This window comes from Roseburia sp. AM51-8, from assembly GCF_003478275.1.
Lineage (GTDB): Bacteria > Bacillota > Clostridia > Lachnospirales > Lachnospiraceae > Pararoseburia > Pararoseburia lenta.
The window spans coordinates 584,145-599,854 of the sequence record NZ_QUEY01000002.1 but is presented as its reverse complement, the minus strand read 5'-3'; the positions used below and the strand labels follow the sequence as shown (position 1 = coordinate 599,854).

Below are 15,710 nucleotides of genomic sequence, written 5' to 3'. Positions count from 1 at the left end.
ACACTTTTTATCTTATTGTCAGTCAATAGAACTTTCTATCCCTCCAACACATTATTCATGTATTCCATCTTCTCTTCTGCCTGATAGATGAGTTTGCTGCATTCCAATAACTCACCTGTAAAATCCACACCGATATCCTGATACAGGGACTTGTACTTGATATCATGTTCCAGACTTGCCCACATATCCATGGCCTCGGTACGGATCTGCACCTCGACCGGTACGAACTGCTTCTTATTCATAAAATAGACCGGCACACGGATGATCATGTGCAGACTGCGGTAGCCGTTCTTTTTCGGATTGGCAATGTAGTCCTTGATCTCCATGATATGTACATCATCCTGTGCCATCAAACGGTCACGGATCAGATATACATCCTTGATGTAAGGACATACGACACGAACTCCGGCAATATCATAGATATTGTTGCAGGCAACATTCAAAGAAAGATCCAGGTCCTTTTTCTCCAACTTGCCGACAATGCTCTTCATAGACTTTAATCGCGTATCAATATGATGGATTGGGCAGCGGAGTCCGCGATACTTGAACTCATCCTTGATGATGTTCATACGGGTTTCCGTAACGTTCATAGCCGCATTATACATGCGAAGGATCGGATCCATGGTGTGCATAAATTCATCATGGATATCCGCCATATGACGCATATCTTCCCCGGTCGTCGCCTGTGAGGTCATGAGTTCATAGACCTCGATCGTCTCTGCCCTACCATCGACGGTCTGGTATGCCGTTGAACCCCGTTCTTCTTCATAGGTCTCCTGCACTTCTATATCCTGTTCGATTGTTTCTTCTTGTCTTTCTTCCATATCCTGTTTCCCCTTTTTCATTTTCTTCCCCTTGTTCTTTGTCTTTGCATCTGTCCCCATATTTACAGATGCCACGGTCTGTTTTCGTACTGCTCTCGCTGCGCTTGACATACTATCAATCCCCCTAACTTACTTTCTTATTATATCCAATTTCCGGTAAAAGTGGGTGAACTGGATATTAACTTTTTATTAAATAAAGTTTATAATTGCAGGACAAATTTAACAAATCTTCCGAGATTTCGCATTGATTTTTCTGACAATTTTAAATATAATAAGGGTAAGAAAGAAGGGAGGTAATGCATATGTACCCAGTAATAACGATAAGTAGAGAGTTTGGTAGTGGCGGACACAGCATTGGCGAAAAGGTTGCAGCCAAACTCGGTATACCATTTTATGACGGGGAAATTGTGACACGCGTGGCAGAAGAAAGTGGCTATGCCAAAGAATTGATCGAAGAACAGGGCGAATACTCTACCTCTGCGAATAAATGGTTTGACATTTCAGCAGCCAGTGCCATGTATTTCCAAAGTCCACAGGACGAGATCTTCATCGCGCAAAAGCGCGTCATCCTTGACTGTGCAGCCAAAGGACCATGCGTCATTGTCGGACGCTGTGCGGATTATATCCTGCGCAAAGAGGACGTCAAATGTCTGAACGTCTTTATCCATTCTGACATGGAACATCGTACAGAGCGTGTTCTCAAACGCTATGGCGAGATTAAGAATGTCGGCATTGAAAAACGTCTTGCCAAAAAGGATAAGCAACGTAAGACCTACTACAAATACTACACCGATCAGCAGTGGGGCAACTACCACAATTACGATGTAGCCCTAGATAGTGGGGAACTCGGCGAAGAAACCTGTGTTCACATTATCTGCGAACTCTACAACAAAAAATAAGCATTTTAAAAGTGGGTACCTCGGATTTTCCATCCTTGGTACCCACTTTTTATATATGCACTTACCTCGTCTCAATTTTCTTTTTCTGCTACATTTTCCTGCCAGAAATCCACAGCCTCTTTCAACCATTTTTCTGCACTGGTTCCCAGCCCCAGACCGATGCCATGTGGCAGGGCGAAAAACCTGCGATAACGGTACTTGATATGATGGTCTTCGAGCGCATCTACCATGACCTCAGCATGATGGGACGCCGGAACGAGTACATCACGTCCACCGGAAAAAATATAGGTCGGCGGATAATCATCTCGCACCTGCTTTTGCACACATAAAGACTCTCTCTTTTCATGATTGCAGGAACGGCCGAACATATAGATAAAGCCACGCTCAGACAGCCAGACACCCATGATTCCTTTCCAGATATTCCAATATGGGTGATCCAGCCAGTGCTGCATATTGGTCCACGGATAACCCAGCATGATAGTTGCCGGACGGCGTGTGCCATACTCCTCATATCCATGATTATGGCTGGCATAGATGCCCGCAAGATTGCCTCCGGCTGAAAAACCACAGAGGGCATAGCCTTCCGGGTCGATGTTGTACTCAACCTGATGCTCCTCAATATGCTTGATTGCACGCGATACATCCTCCATCGGTGCATATGGGGTACAGTGAAAGCCGGTACGATATTCTAATACAAAAGCGGTATATCCCATCTCGTTAAACTTTGCCGCGATCGGATAGCCTTCTTCTCGTGTCACACAATGCGCGTAGCCACCGCCCGGTAAGATCAGCACATATTTTGTCTTTTCTCCGGAATCATTCGGAAATACACTCAAACGAACAGTTCCCAAGTCTTTATCCTCATAAATCTCGTCCAGAGAATAGACCGGCAACTGACGAAAACGTCCCTGGGCTGTCAATTGCTTGATACGCGCCTTGCCATATTTTACGCCATTGCAGAAATGCTTAACAATATACATACGGATGACCGAATAACAAGTCAGCACCAATGACAAAAACAAATAAATAACAAGCAGATTGTAAAAAATTTCTCCCCAGTTGTTGCCCGGCATAGCACTCATAGCACTTATCTCCCTTAAAAAACAAATTCTGTCAGAGCATTGTACCATATTCTGCCAGAGAAATAAAGATGCGCCCTGCAGGGATCTGCTTTATTTATGGGTTAGTACCTGTCCTTGATAGTATCCCGATAAAGTAAGGACAGTAATACTATCATAACCATCCGCAGAACAAAGGCGAGTGAACTATTCCAATACGTTCCTAACAAATAATTTGATACAAAGCACATAACGACAGAAATTAGCAGTCCCACAAATATAGTTGGTATCGTAAGTTTTCTATATTTCAAGGACAAGAGTGCCATAGCATTGAAACATAAATTACATCCACCATGAATCAGGGCATAATAAACCGCTGCCCTTGTCGTTGCAAGAACACCGCTGCTCATGTCCTCTGCCGCCTGCTGCATCATCCCCAAATTAACCAGCATGATAACAAAGATAACCGCATAGATAAGCAATAAAATGATGGACATCCACTGTATGATTTTTTTCTTTCTCAATTCTTTTCCCCCCTAAGTACCATAATCATTTATAGAAAAACTGATTTTCACTACTGCTTTGCCACATCATCTACCAGCCACTGACCATCTTTCTCTGTCAAAAGAAGACTTCCGCGATACTCCTTTTGTCATAGCACTTGTCAAACCATCATCTGTCATATAAGTTCCAAAGTATTGGTCTGCCTCTGACACACCTGTTGCCTTTCCACATCCAAGCAATCCGATTACAAGACATAGCAAAAATCTATTAAAATTTTTGTTGATTACAAAACTAGTTTCTGGTTTACTTTCGTCAAATACAAAAACACTCCCCCTGTCAGTATCACATACCAACAGGGAGAGTGTCTATTTTTTTATATCTTATTTTTCAACATACCAAGCAGTCTCTTTCGAAGTCTTTCTGATAAATGGACGCTTGATTGCCTGTGCAGCACCATTTGGCAGAATATACTTCAACTTATCCTCTGACTTACGCATAGTAGAAGCCTTTGGATTGTCTCTTGTAAGTTTGATCGCATCAAATTCACACTTGGTTGTACAAAGACCGCAACCTACGCACTTGTTCGGATCAACGATAGACGCACCACAGCCTAAGCAACGGCTTGTCTCTGCCTTCACCTGTTCTTCGGTAAAGGTTTCCTTCATATCACGGAAGGTCAACTTGCCATCTGCATTCTTCTTGATTACTGCTGTCTGACGACCGGTGTTGTCGTAGTTCTCAACCTTGATATCATCCTTATCCAACTCTAAGAAGTAGTTTGGATCACGACCGATCGTAAGTGATGAATGCGGCTGTACATATCTATGGATAGAGATTGCGCCTTCCTTACCACATGCGATAGCGTCGATAGCAAATCTTGGTCCGTAGAACATATCACCACCGACAAAGATATCCGGAACACTTGTCTGGAAGGTAACCTTGTCTGCAACCGGAGCCGGTCCTCTAAACTCGACATTTTCACCTTCTAAGAGGTCACCCCAGATGGTTGCCTGACCTACGGAAAGAATGACGTTGCTACATGCGATTGTCATAGTCTCGTTCTCATCGTACTTCGGATCAAAACGTCCTTCTGCATTCTTAACCTGTGTACACTTCTTGAATACGATACCGGTCACCTTACCGTTTTCTGTAAGGATCTCCTTTGGTCCCCATCCGCCTGCGAATGCGATACCTTCGGATTCAGCCAGTTCGATCTCTTCCGGAAGTGCCGGCATGATATCACGTGTCTCCAAAGAAACCTGTGTTACCTTAGGAGATCCACAACGAACTGCGGTACGGGATACGTCGATGGCTACGTTACCACCGCCGATAACAACGGTGTCACCGGAAAGTGTGTAAGACTCATCGTCAATAACGGTATGTAAAAGGTCAACACCCTTCATTACACCTTCTGCATCTTCACCAGGAACATTGACACCACGTCCACCCTGGCAGCCGATAGCGATATAGAATGCCTTATAGCCTTCCTCACGCAACTGCTTTAAGGTAATATCCTTACCTACTTCAACACCAAGACGAATGTCAACGCCCATCTCACGGAGTACGTCAACCTCTGCCTCAACAACATCCTTTTCCATAACGAAAGAAGGAATACCGTATGTAACCATTCCACCCGGCTTCTTGTTCTTATCAAACAAGGTTGGCTTGTAGCCTTTTTCTGCCAGATAATATGCACAGGAAATACCGGCAGGACCTGCACCAATGATGGCTACCTTTTCGTCGAAGCCACCCTGAATCTTTGGAATGACCTTCTTTGGTACATAATGCTTGTCTGCCTTGAGATCCTGCATTGCGATAAATTTCTTTACTTCATCGATAGCGATCGCCTCATCGATCGTTGCACGGGTACATGCATCCTCGCAACGTCTGTTACATACATGTCCGCAGACTGCCGGAAGTGGATTGTACTTCTTGATCAGAGCCAAGGCTTCTTCGTATCTGCTGTGCAGCCATCTTCAAATAACCCTGTACCGGAATGTGTGCAGGACATGCTGTCTTACATGGAGCAGTACCGGTCTTGTGTGTATTGATACGGTTGATATTGCGGTAATCCTCTGTCCACATATCCGGAGACCACTTCTGCTCGGTTGGGAGTGGCATCTTAGGATATACGACCTCAGATCCGTCCTTCTTGCAGAGCTTCTGTCCTAAGGTTGCGGCACCGGCAGGGCAAACCTCAACACAACGTCCGCAGGCAACACAGTTATCCTTTACAACATGTGCTACATAAGCAGAACGTGACATATTCGGTGTGTTAAATAACTGTGATGTACGCAGCGCATAACATACATTGACATTACAGTTACAGATAGCAAAGATCTTTTCCTCGCCGTCGATATTGGTGATCTGATGAACAAAACCATTGTCCTCAGCCTTCTTTAAGATCTCTAATACTTCTTCTTTGGTGATATAGCGGCCACCCTTGTTTGTCTCAACAACGTAGTCAGCCATATCGCCGATTGCGATACACCAGCCTTCCGGATCATCCGCACAGCCTTCTTCAAAAGTTTTGCGGGACTTTCTACAAGAACATGGGCTGGCTGCATATTTTCCTTCGTACTTGTCCAGCCAGTAGGAGATATGCTCCAATGAAGAAGAATTGTTCTCCATGCTGATAGCATCCTCTACCGGGATAACGTGCATACCAACGCCTGCGCCGCCTTGTGGTACCATCTGGGTCAGCCCCTCCAATGGGATACGGCTCATACGCTCGAAGAATGGTCCTACTTCCGGATGTCTCTCCAAAAGGTCTGCATTCATGTTGCCGAACTCAGCAGAACCCGGTACATACATAGGAAGTACCCACTGCTTCTCATGCTGTGGATTCTCATAATTCCACTCGATCACACCGTTATAAGACATTTCTTCCAACTGCTTCAAGAGTTCTTCCTCAGAATATTCCGGGCAAAGAGCCTTCATATCAGCAAGTGTTCTTGGATGACGCTTCTCCATCTTGATACCGATCTCGCACTGCTCATCTGTAACAAGATTGTAAAGTCCCCAGTACTCCGGGCTTTCTGCTGTGATATCTTCCTTGCCAAGTTGTACCTTTGCACGGTCGGTAACAGCCTTTGCAAACTTTGCAAGTGGCTCACGGAACGGCTTATTCTTTAACTCTTCGATACAATATCCCGCTCTCGGATCCTTTTTGTTACGATTCTCATCCAATGAATACGGTGTCATCAGATACTTTTCGTCCTTACTTCTTTCCATACTTTCCTCCACATTTCTCTTCTTATGCTTATTAATTATTTTGCCAGTCTGCTACTTCCTTGCGAAGCCAGTCGCACCAGGCATCAAATCCCTCTCCGGTCTTTGCGGAAACAAAGATCACCTGAGCATTTGGATTTAATTTCTTTATACGCTCCTCTACTGCTTCCTTTGAAAAATCATCAAATACGCTAAGTGTATCGCACTTGTTGATCAGTACCACATCACAGATAGAAAACATAAGCGGGTACTTCAAAGGCTTATCGTCCCCCTCAGGAACCGATAAGATCATAGCATTCTTGACACTACCGGTATCAAACTCTGCCGGGCAGACCAGATTGCCGACATTTTCCAGAACGACCAGATCCAGATCATCGGTACCAAATTCATGGATGCCCTGTCTGGTCATGTCTGCGTCCAGATGACACATACCACCGGTATGGATCTGGATGGCTCTTGCACCTGTCTCTGCGATGGTTGCTGCGTCAACATCAGAATCAATATCTGCTTCCATGACACCGATGCGCATCTCATCCTTCAAACGGGAAATAGTCTGACGAAGTGTGGTCGTCTTGCCTGCTCCCGGTGAAGACATCAGGTTCAAAAGAAAAGTCTTTTGCTCTTTCAATTCATCACGAAGTCTGGCAGCATCTGCATCATTGTCCTCAAAGATACTGCGCTTTACTTCGATGACCTTGTAATCTTGCATTTATTCTCCTCCTCATAAATTTATCACACACCCCACTCACCAAAGCCCCTGCTTCGTTAATTTTTTGACAAAGCAAAGTCCAAAAGAGACGTGTATATCTACATTTATGGTAACGTAAAAATCGGCACATTTCAACAGAATTTCTCCCATTCAAATGCACCGATTGTGTTCTTATTTGCGTACAAGTCCTCACTGTTTTTCGCCTTGAGGAATAATGCCCCAGCCCTGATTTTTTGGGGTCTCGCATTTTCCTATAAACCGATAGGAATTCTTGTCATCAGATGGCTTCCAGTGCCTGTGCCAGATCTGCGATCAGATCACGCTTGTCTTCGATACCGCAACTGATACGGATCAGTTCTGCAGGAACACCTGCCTCTTTCAACTGCTCATCATTCATCTGACGATGTGTGCTGGATGCAGGATTAAGGCAACAGGTTCTGGCATCTGCCACATGGGTCTCAATGGCTGCGATCTTTAAATGCTTCATAAAGGTGCTTGCCGCATCCCTTCCGCCGACCAGACCAAAGGAGACAACGCCACAGGAGCCGTTTGGCAGGTACTTTTCTGCCAGCGCATGATACTTATCCCCCGGAAGTCCGCAGTAATTGACATAGGCAACCTTTGGATGATTTTCCAAAAATTCTGCCACAGCCTGTCCATTTTCACAATGTTTTGCCATACGCACATGCAGACTCTCCAAGCCCAGATTTAAGATAAAGGCATTCTGCGGGCTCTGGATCGATCCCAGATCACGCATCAGTTGTGTCGTACACTTGGTGATAAATGCACCGCCATTACCAAAACGCTCCACATAGGTCACACCGTGATAACTCTCATCCGGCGTGCAAAGTCCCGGATACTTATCCGCATACTTCATCCAGTCAAAGTTGCCACTGTCAACAATGGCGCCACCAACACCGGCGCCATGTCCGTCCATATACTTGGTCGTAGAATGGGTCACAATGTCTGCACCCCATGCAAACGGACGGCAGTTGATCGGTGTTGCAAAAGTATTGTCCACGATCAGCGGTACCCCATTTGCATGAGCAACCCGCGCAAACTTCTCAATATCCAGAACCGTCAGTGCCGGGTTGGCGATCGTCTCACCAAACATTGCCTTGGTGTTTGGCTGAAAAGCTGCCATGAGTTCTTCTTCCGATGCATCCGGGTCTACAAAGGTCACGTCAATTCCCATGCGCTTCATCGTCACCGAGATCAGATTGTAAGTTCCGCCATAGATACTGGTCGAAGATACAATGTGATCCCCTGCTCCGCAGATATTAAAGAGGGCAAAGAAATTGGCTGCCTGTCCGCTGCTGGTAAGCATTGCCGCTGTACCGCCCTCCAACTGGGCAATCTTTGCTGCCACATAGTCATTGGTCGGATTCTGCAATCTCGTGTAAAAATAGCCTTCTGCCTCGAGGTCGAATAATTTTCCCATATCCTCACTCGTATCGTATTTAAAGGTTGTACTCTGAATGATCGGGATCTGACGTGGTTCGCCGTTGCCCGGTGTGTAACCTCCCTGCACACAAATCGTATTTTGTTCCATAGTCTCCTCCTTATCTGTGCTATCTTGATCACCGCAATGTTTGACGGTGTTTTTACCATCTTTTCCTATTTTATACTAGGATTTGGTTCATAGCAAGACAAGACTCCTGTTTTCCTTACAATTTTTGTTGCCCTACACCACGTAATTTTTCCAAACGACCTATAAACCCGAAGTTAGCGATTTTTTGCAGCAGCGGCATCGGGATATGCGTTACCCAATCCGTAAATGCTACGAATGGCCGTTGGCAAAGAAGCCAGATGGTTCCGATGGATGCCTCCACCAAAATAGCATCCTCCACAATCTCCCCCAAACTCTGATACCAGATTTCTCCGCGCCGGAAGACTGCAAAAATCAATCCATGAAACAGATAGATCGCCATGGTCTTTTGCCCCAGGGCAGAAAGACTGTTTTTCGCTCCCGGAATCATGATAGCAACAACATAGATCATAATATAGGAAATCAGATAGCAGGCTGCACGAAGTGCGATCCCCATGGGCACAGACAATCCCAGATATTCGTAGTCGTACCTGCCATAAAAAATTTTGATAGAAATACGATCACTTACTGCAACCCATGCCAAAAATGCATTGATGGCTAAAATATACCAAATGCCCACATACGACGGATGCGCGCACGAAGTAGGTCAATCCTGTTCCGATCTAAGTCCATCCCCAATAGGAAAAAGGGATAAAAGGTAAACATACGCGGCAAAGTCAGATAGTTATCATCCAAGGATGATGCCCCTACGAAAAGTCCCAGCACAAATGCAATCCAAAGATAACCCGGCAGTCGACGAAACAGCGGTGTAATCATCTTCCACATAAACATGGCAAGCAGATACCATAGAGAAAATTTTGGATATAAAAACGCCAGTTCCGTGTCCCTATTCAGAATGTAAGTATAAAGTATGTAGTAAAGAATCTCGAACACAAGATAAGGCACCACAAGTTGTTGTAACAACTTGTAGATGCCCTGTGTTTTTTTCGAGAAATACCCTGAGATAAATACAAAAGCAGGCATGTGAAAGGAAAAGATGATCCACTTTGTCGTTTCCATCACCACATTGTCATCCGATGCCACTTCAATAAAATGTCCGACAACCACCAGTACGATCAGAAATGCCTTGTAATTATCAAATAAATAATCTCTCTCTTTCATTTTCACCCAAAGTCTATGCCTCTGCGATTGCGGTCGCCAAAGCCTCCATGGTCTTACGATCAGAGTCCTTCATGGTAGAGCGGATCGTCACAAGCGGTTCTACCACAGTCACATCCTTGAAAGTATCCACGATCTCACGCATTGCCTTGGCTGCGCATGGCGCCCAGGAACCATTTTCTACCATGCCGATCGTGCGCTTCTGATATGCCTTGGACTGCAAATGATGTAAGAAGTCCTGCATGCATGGGAATACGCCGCCATCATAAGATGCTGCGCAAAGTACCATACGGTCATAGCGGAAAGCATCCTCGATGACTTCTGCCATATCCTCTCTGGCAAGATCACTGACAACCACCTTTTCTACGCCTTTTTCCCGAAGCATCTGCCCCAGTGCTTCTGCCGCCTTTTTCGTGTTTCCATGGATGGATGCATATGCCACCAAAACGCCCTTGCTTTCCGGTTCATACTTGCTCCAGGTATCATAAAGTCCGATGTAATAACCCAGATTTTCTTTTAAAACAGGACCATGCAAAGGACAGATCGTGGCAATATCAAGTCCTGCCGCCTTCTTTAAAAGTGCCTGCACCGGATTGCCGTATTTTCCTACGATATTAAAGTAATATCTGCGCGCTTCGCAAGCCCAGTCCGCATCTTCTGTCAAAGACAGGGCGCCAAACTTGCCAAAACCATCCGCAGAGAATAAGACTTTTTCACTGGACTCATAGGAAACCATAACTTCCGGCCAGTGTACCATGGGTGCCATGACAAAGGTCAGTGTATGGCTGCCCAAAGATAAGGTATCGCCCTCTTTGACCGTTAATTTTTCGCACTCCATCACACCATCCGGGAAGAACTGTGGCAGCATGGCAAAAGTCTTAGCATTGCCCACCAGCGTCACTTCCGGGAACAATTCCACCAGTCTGCCAATGCTTCCGGCATGATCCGGTTCCAAGTGGGAGATCACCAGATAATCTACCTTGCGTCCTGCCAAAGTATCCATGAGATTCTTTTCCCATGCCTCGGCACCTCTGGCATCCACTGTATCCATAAGCGCGACCTTCTCATCCAGAATCAGATAGGAATTGTAGGAAACGCCCTCCGGCACAACATACTGACTTTCAAACAGATCGATGGTGGTATCATCCACACCGATGTATCGAATAGCATCTGAAATTGTTACTTTCATATGAAAAACCTCCTGCTCTTTTCTATATCTCTATACTCTGTATCTTAGCCAAAAATACAAAAAAAGACAAGGGGGAACTCCCTGTCTTTTTCTTTCTTACTCACGGATCTCTTTTATTTTCTCATTCACGATCCGATCGTACTGTTTTTCCATTTGTGTATAGGACGCATAAGCCTCCTCTCCTCTGTGATCCGGCAGATCATAGTTTTCCTTGAGATAGGCAGCCAGATAGATGCTGACCCGCTCTGCGCCGGATGCATTCAGATGATCTCCCTTATCCAGACAGTCCTTTGACCAGTCAATCCCGACCGGATTTGCCGTATCATTGAGATTGAGATAGGCAATATCATTTTCCCTTGCATATGCCGCGATCGCATTACAGCGTGCCGTATTATAGTTGTGCGGTGATGGCGCGCTTACCAACAAAAGTTTGGCATCATTTTGCTCGCACAGTGCAATGATCTTTTGCATATACAGAACAATGCTTGGTTTGATCTCCTCCAGCGTCTTTGCCTTGCTCATATAAGTATCGCCATGGGTATAAGGGATCTTTGTCCCGCGCACCAGATAGCCCTCAAAATCCTGTTCTGCATACTTTTTGCCAAAGAGCAGGGTCTTCCAGACATCATGATAGCGAAAGATCGGAAAATAGCGGTTGCCCATCTCGGAAAGCGTTGACTTGATCTCCTCGCTCTTACCGCGCACACGAAAGAGAGGTCCTGTCTCCATGACTACTACCTTGGGATGCTGGGTCTTAAAGGCGATCTCCAGCATGGAATAGGTCTCCTGTAGCTTTTGCCCGGATTGTCCACAGACATAGGATGCAATGCCCTTCTCTTCCCACATTTTCATAGGAGAGATAGCACTGTAACTCAAACTGTCTCCGACCACGAGGGCATCCAGTGAGTCCTCCCTCTGTTTTTGAATACGGATCATGCTCTTATTGCGGCTCTGGAGCAGATGATCGTCCTGCATGGACAAATAGGACAACCCGGCAGAACTGCCGATGATCAGCAGTGCCAGTATGACAAAAAATAGGCTGTTTCTATATTTTTTTATTTTCATTTTTTCTTTAAAATCCAGCATAAATCAAATCCACCTGTTGATAACCCACGCCATATGCGCCGAATAGGATCACGGCAAAAATAAGCGCGTAATAAAGTCCCCAGCGAGCCGGCAGACGCATGCCAGCGATCTGATCCAGACTCAATTTTTTCTTTTCCCGCAAATGTCCCACAATACCGACTACGATACAGCCGGCAATGATAATGCTATAATCTGCCAGGTCCAGTCCCATGCGAAGCAGGGTTCCGTCCCAGAGCCTTTCCGGTGCAAATCCCCGGAAAATGCTTGCAAACATGGAAAAGCCCGCCGTCAGCGTATTGGCACGGAAGAAAAGTTCTCCGGTAAAAATAATGATCCAGGTCTTTGCAATCCGCAGGACATTCCACCAGCCGGTTGTCTCGCTTGTACCGGTCTTAGCATAAAACTTCTCCTTGAGCGGTTCACATGCCACTTCCAGCAAGAGGATGACAAAATAATACATACCATAAAAGATATAGTTCCATTGCGGTCCGTGCCAAAGTCCGTTAAAAAGCCAGACCGGGAAAAGAGCGATGGCAGACCCCACCAGTTTTGTCATATATTTTCCCACATGTTTTTTTCCAAATTTATTCCATTTTCGCATGAATGGTGAAACAGATACCGGATAAAAGACATAGGTCTTAAACCATACGCCCAGTGTCATATGCCACCTGCGCCAAAACTCTGCCGCGCTCTTGGAGGCAAAGGGCTGGTTGAAATTCTCCGGCAGTCTCACACCAAACATCTGTCCGCTTCCGATCACGATATCCATACAGCCGGAAAACTCCATATACAACTGCACGGCATAGGAAACGGCTGCCACGATCACGATGGCACCGCTGTAGTTCTCATAGTGGTCAAAGACCTCTGTTACCAGATAATAAAGGCGATCTGCAATGATCATCTTTTTAAAAAGTCCCCAGAGGATACGGATAGATCCCTGCGCCAGATTTTCGGATTTCAGGCTTTCTCCACTCCACAGTGCATCCGCTGTCTGGGAATACATGGCAATGGGTCCTTCCATGATCTGCGGAAAAAAGCCTAGGAAAAGTGCCACTTTCCCAAGATGTCGTTCTGCCGGGATCTTGCCCCAGTAGACATCCGCCATATAGCCGATCGCCTGCAAGGTGTAAAAAGAAATACCGATGGGAACGGCTATTTTTTTCGTCTCCAGTGCCATGCCTGACTTACCCACTGCCGTCAGCAGACCATTTACATTTTCTACAAAGAAATTTGCATACTTTAAATAGCCCAAGACAGCCAGCAGGACAAAGACACCGAAAAATAAAATCCACTTTTGTTTTTTCTTATCTCCGTCCTCTTTGACCCGTTCCAGCCAAAGTCCGATATAATGCGTAAACATGGACGTTGCCATCAACACCAATACCAGACTTTTGCTGAAAGACCAAAAGAATGCATATCCTGCCAGAAGCAGGACACACCAGCGCCTCTTTTGTGGCACGACCTGATAAGCGATCAGCACCAGTGGCAAAAAGAGAAAGAGATAGGTCACTTCATGGTAAGCCATCTTAGTTCTCCTGCAATCTCTTTACCATAGCATAAATGGCTTGCACAGAATTGAAATTCTGCGGGATGATCTCGGATGCTTCGATCTCAATATCAAAAGTCTCGTCCAATTCTGCCACAAGGGAGATCACGCCAAAGGAATCTAAGATGCGATTATCGATCAATCCCTCCTCATGTTCCCAATCAATGCTGTCATCCACGTCATTTAAGATAGTAAGTAATTCTTCCATTTTTATTTCTCCTCTTATTCTGTATTTTATGAGTTCCAAACATAAGTCTCGCGTCTTGCCCGGACTTGCGTAAAACCACCGACCGGATCGTAGAGAACGACCGCCGGAAGCACATGACTTAAGAAAAGTGCCATCCCTTCCATGACTGCATAGGCTCCGGTATTCTCAAAGATGATGGTCGAGCCGACCCGCAGATCATCAATCTTGATATTCTGCACCAGGATATCATTTCCCGTGCAGAGTTCGCCGCAGATCGTCCAGTTTTGATAGATTCCTCTGGCTCCCTGCGGACGGATGGTCAGTTTGGGCTGATACATGCCCCGAATCTGTCCGTCATAATTGACCTGATGCATACCGCCATCGATAATGCAGTAATTCTGGTCACCGCTTCGCTTGGTATCCTTGACCGTCGTAATATAATAGCCACAATCCGCCACAAAGGCACGTCCCATTTCTAAAGTAACCTTGCCCTGCCACTGCATTTTTGCCAAGGCATCCGCAATGGCTTCCAAAGTCTCAAAACGCTCATCCGCCTGTCTGGCAAAATAAGGTACTGCCAGCCCCGGTCCGTATTCAAGTTCCGTCACCTGATAGCCTGTTTTTTCCTTTAATCGGGCAAAGACTTCATCCAGATATGTCAATTCCTCCAAGGTCTTTTTCCGCTTCTTCTGTGTCCCGGAAAAATAGTGGATGCCACAGATCTCCAAAAGATCTTTATCCTGTTCCAGTTCCACAATATTGGTCAGCGTTTCCTCATCCATGCCAAACTGGTTACCGGAAGTCAGGCGCAAATATACCGGAACCTTTTTCCCGCTGCTTCGTGCCCATTCATTTAAAATGGCATATTGATTTAAGGACTCGATCGTATAATGGCAGCGGTTTCCATAAGTCTCCAAGATCTCCCACAGATCATCCCGGTCTTTCATCACGCCGGAGATCAAAAGTTTCTCCGCCGGAATCTCCTTCTGTTTACAGATGCGGAATTCGCCCATGGAACACACTTCAATACGATTGACTTCCTCTGCCATGGCTCTTACCAAAAAGGGATTGGCTTTCATGGCATAACAAAGATCCGCCGCCTGCCCTATGATCCCCCGGAATGTCCGGGCACGCTTTTTTGCCTGCTCTACATCAAAGACATAGGTCGGTGTACCAAAGCGCAGGATGGCTTCATCTAAAACGGTCTCGTCCAACCGGTCTATGTAAGGAAATTTTTCTTCTTGCATGTTTCCTGTCTCCTATCTTTTTCATTATGCCGATTCCAATATGCTCTTAAAATAAGCACGGTCAGTCTTTCCATTTTTATTGAGTGGAAAAGTCTCTGCCTGGATAAACTTACGCGGTACCATATAATCCGGCACATGTTCCTTCAGAGCCCTGCGGATCTCTGCACTTTTCACATTTCCCAGATAAAAGGCAACGATCCGATTGTGCGCTGTATCCATCAGACAGCAGGAACGTTTGAGATTTGGCACCATATCCAAAGCCTGCTCGATCTCCTCAAGTTCGATCCGATGCCCCATGTGTTTGATCTGAAAATCCTTACGCCCACAGAAATAGAGCAGTCCTTCCTCATCAAAATATCCCAAGTCTCCCGTGCGATAAAAACGCTGTCCCTCCGTCAGAACTTGTCCTGTTATGTCGGTTGGCAACTGCTCTTTTTCCAGATAACAGAATTGCTTTCTTGTCTCCAGTTCATTGTTATAATAACCGTTGGCAAGGGACTGCCCGCTTACACAGATCTCCCCC

Annotated in this window: 14 protein-coding genes and 1 pseudogene; 1 reads left to right on the top strand and 14 read right to left on the bottom strand. The window is 45.7% G+C overall.

The features are described from left to right. Positions 1-35 precede the first annotated feature (35 nt). On the bottom strand, positions 36-935 hold the full coding sequence (locus DW996_RS06700) for a GTP pyrophosphokinase (RefSeq protein ID WP_243069482.1): 900 nt from the start codon (positions 933-935) through the stop codon (positions 36-38). Positions 936-1,126: 191 nt separating this feature from the next. Between DW996_RS06700 and DW996_RS06695 the strand changes: the two genes are divergently transcribed. Further along, positions 1,127-1,723: a cytidylate kinase-like family protein gene (locus tag DW996_RS06695; RefSeq protein WP_118280185.1), complete on the top strand. Its 597-nt coding sequence runs from the start codon at positions 1,127-1,129 to the stop codon at positions 1,721-1,723. Positions 1,724-1,794: 71 nt separating this feature from the next. Here DW996_RS06695 and DW996_RS06690 read toward each other — a convergent pair whose 3' ends face one another. The 13 genes and pseudogenes from DW996_RS06690 to DW996_RS13295 all read right to left on the bottom strand — a co-directional run bounded on the left by DW996_RS06690 (position 1,795) and on the right by DW996_RS13295 (position 15,406). Next, the gene (locus DW996_RS06690; protein ID WP_158572987.1) at positions 1,795-2,805 is read right to left on the bottom strand and encodes an alpha/beta hydrolase; all 1,011 of its coding nucleotides are present in this window, start codon (positions 2,803-2,805) and stop codon (positions 1,795-1,797) included. Positions 2,806-2,906: 101 nt separating this feature from the next. After that, positions 2,907-3,305 (bottom strand): hypothetical protein, encoded by a 399-nt coding sequence (locus DW996_RS06685; RefSeq protein WP_118280187.1) that lies wholly within the window; start codon positions 3,303-3,305, stop codon positions 2,907-2,909. A 360-nt stretch (positions 3,306-3,665) separates the two neighbouring features. Then, positions 3,666-6,489: pseudogene (locus DW996_RS14815) on the bottom strand (FAD-dependent oxidoreductase). Positions 6,490-6,550: 61 nt separating this feature from the next. Beyond that, positions 6,551-7,225 (bottom strand): hydrogenase nickel incorporation protein HypB, encoded by a 675-nt coding sequence (gene hypB, locus DW996_RS06675; protein WP_118280193.1) that lies wholly within the window; start codon positions 7,223-7,225, stop codon positions 6,551-6,553. Positions 7,226-7,502: 277 nt separating this feature from the next. Further along, a complete protein-coding gene (locus tag DW996_RS06670; protein ID WP_118280194.1) occupies positions 7,503-8,777 on the bottom strand; it encodes an O-acetylhomoserine aminocarboxypropyltransferase/cysteine synthase family protein in 1,275 nt (424 codons plus the stop codon). 115 nt (positions 8,778-8,892) lie between these two features. Beyond that, a complete protein-coding gene (locus DW996_RS06665; protein ID WP_118535221.1) occupies positions 8,893-9,393 on the bottom strand; it encodes a hypothetical protein in 501 nt (166 codons plus the stop codon). Further along, positions 9,372-9,935, bottom strand: coding sequence for an acyltransferase family protein (locus DW996_RS06660; RefSeq protein WP_118535220.1), 564 nt, complete (start codon positions 9,933-9,935; stop codon positions 9,372-9,374). Before DW996_RS06660 ends, DW996_RS06665 begins: the two co-directional genes overlap by 22 nt. A 13-nt stretch (positions 9,936-9,948) precedes the next feature. Then, positions 9,949-11,121, bottom strand: a complete 1,173-nt coding sequence (locus tag DW996_RS06655) for an FprA family A-type flavoprotein (protein ID WP_118280196.1) — start codon at positions 11,119-11,121, stop codon at positions 9,949-9,951. A 96-nt stretch (positions 11,122-11,217) separates the two neighbouring features. Continuing rightward, the gene (locus DW996_RS06650; protein ID WP_118535219.1) at positions 11,218-12,207 is read right to left on the bottom strand and encodes an SGNH/GDSL hydrolase family protein; all 990 of its coding nucleotides are present in this window, start codon (positions 12,205-12,207) and stop codon (positions 11,218-11,220) included. Continuing rightward, positions 12,194-13,732, bottom strand: coding sequence for an MBOAT family O-acyltransferase (locus tag DW996_RS06645; RefSeq protein WP_118535218.1), 1,539 nt, complete (start codon positions 13,730-13,732; stop codon positions 12,194-12,196). The genes DW996_RS06650 and DW996_RS06645 overlap by 14 nt, the downstream gene beginning before the upstream one ends. A gap of 1 nt (position 13,733) precedes the next feature. After that, positions 13,734-13,961 carry a phosphopantetheine-binding protein gene (locus DW996_RS06640; RefSeq protein WP_118280199.1) on the bottom strand — a complete coding sequence of 76 codons (228 nt, stop codon included), beginning with the start codon at positions 13,959-13,961 and terminating at the stop codon, positions 13,734-13,736. A 26-nt stretch (positions 13,962-13,987) separates the two neighbouring features. Continuing rightward, complete coding sequence (locus tag DW996_RS06635; RefSeq protein WP_118535217.1) at positions 13,988-15,187, bottom strand: diaminopimelate decarboxylase family protein; 1,200 nt, start codon at positions 15,185-15,187, stop codon at positions 13,988-13,990. 24 nt (positions 15,188-15,211) lie between these two features. Next, the gene (locus DW996_RS13295; protein ID WP_243098700.1) at positions 15,212-15,406 is read right to left on the bottom strand and encodes a hypothetical protein; all 195 of its coding nucleotides are present in this window, start codon (positions 15,404-15,406) and stop codon (positions 15,212-15,214) included. Positions 15,407-15,710: the final 304 nt, after the last annotated feature.

Coding starts and splice junctions, on each gene's coding strand:
- DW996_RS06700 (WP_243069482.1), bottom strand. CDS start 935: ATGTCAAGCGCAGCGAGAGCAGTACGAAAACAGACCGTGGCATCTGTA.
- DW996_RS06695 (WP_118280185.1), top strand. CDS start 1,127: ATGTACCCAGTAATAACGATAAGTAGAGAGTTTGGTAGTGGCGGACAC.
- DW996_RS06690 (WP_158572987.1), bottom strand. CDS start 2,805: ATGAGTGCTATGCCGGGCAACAACTGGGGAGAAATTTTTTACAATCTG.
- hypB (WP_118280193.1), bottom strand. CDS start 7,225: ATGCAAGATTACAAGGTCATCGAAGTAAAGCGCAGTATCTTTGAGGAC.
- DW996_RS06670 (WP_118280194.1), bottom strand. CDS start 8,777: ATGGAACAAAATACGATTTGTGTGCAGGGAGGTTACACACCGGGCAAC.
- DW996_RS06660 (WP_118535220.1), bottom strand. CDS start 9,935: ATGAAAGAGAGAGATTATTTATTTGATAATTACAAGGCATTTCTGATC.
- DW996_RS06655 (WP_118280196.1), bottom strand. CDS start 11,121: ATGAAAGTAACAATTTCAGATGCTATTCGATACATCGGTGTGGATGAT.
- DW996_RS06650 (WP_118535219.1), bottom strand. CDS start 12,207: ATGCTGGATTTTAAAGAAAAAATGAAAATAAAAAAATATAGAAACAGC.
- DW996_RS06645 (WP_118535218.1), bottom strand. CDS start 13,732: ATGGCTTACCATGAAGTGACCTATCTCTTTCTCTTTTTGCCACTGGTG.
- DW996_RS06640 (WP_118280199.1), bottom strand. CDS start 13,961: ATGGAAGAATTACTTACTATCTTAAATGACGTGGATGACAGCATTGAT.
- DW996_RS06635 (WP_118535217.1), bottom strand. CDS start 15,187: ATGCAAGAAGAAAAATTTCCTTACATAGACCGGTTGGACGAGACCGTT.
- DW996_RS13295 (WP_243098700.1), bottom strand. CDS start 15,406: ATGGATACAGCGCACAATCGGATCGTTGCCTTTTATCTGGGAAATGTG.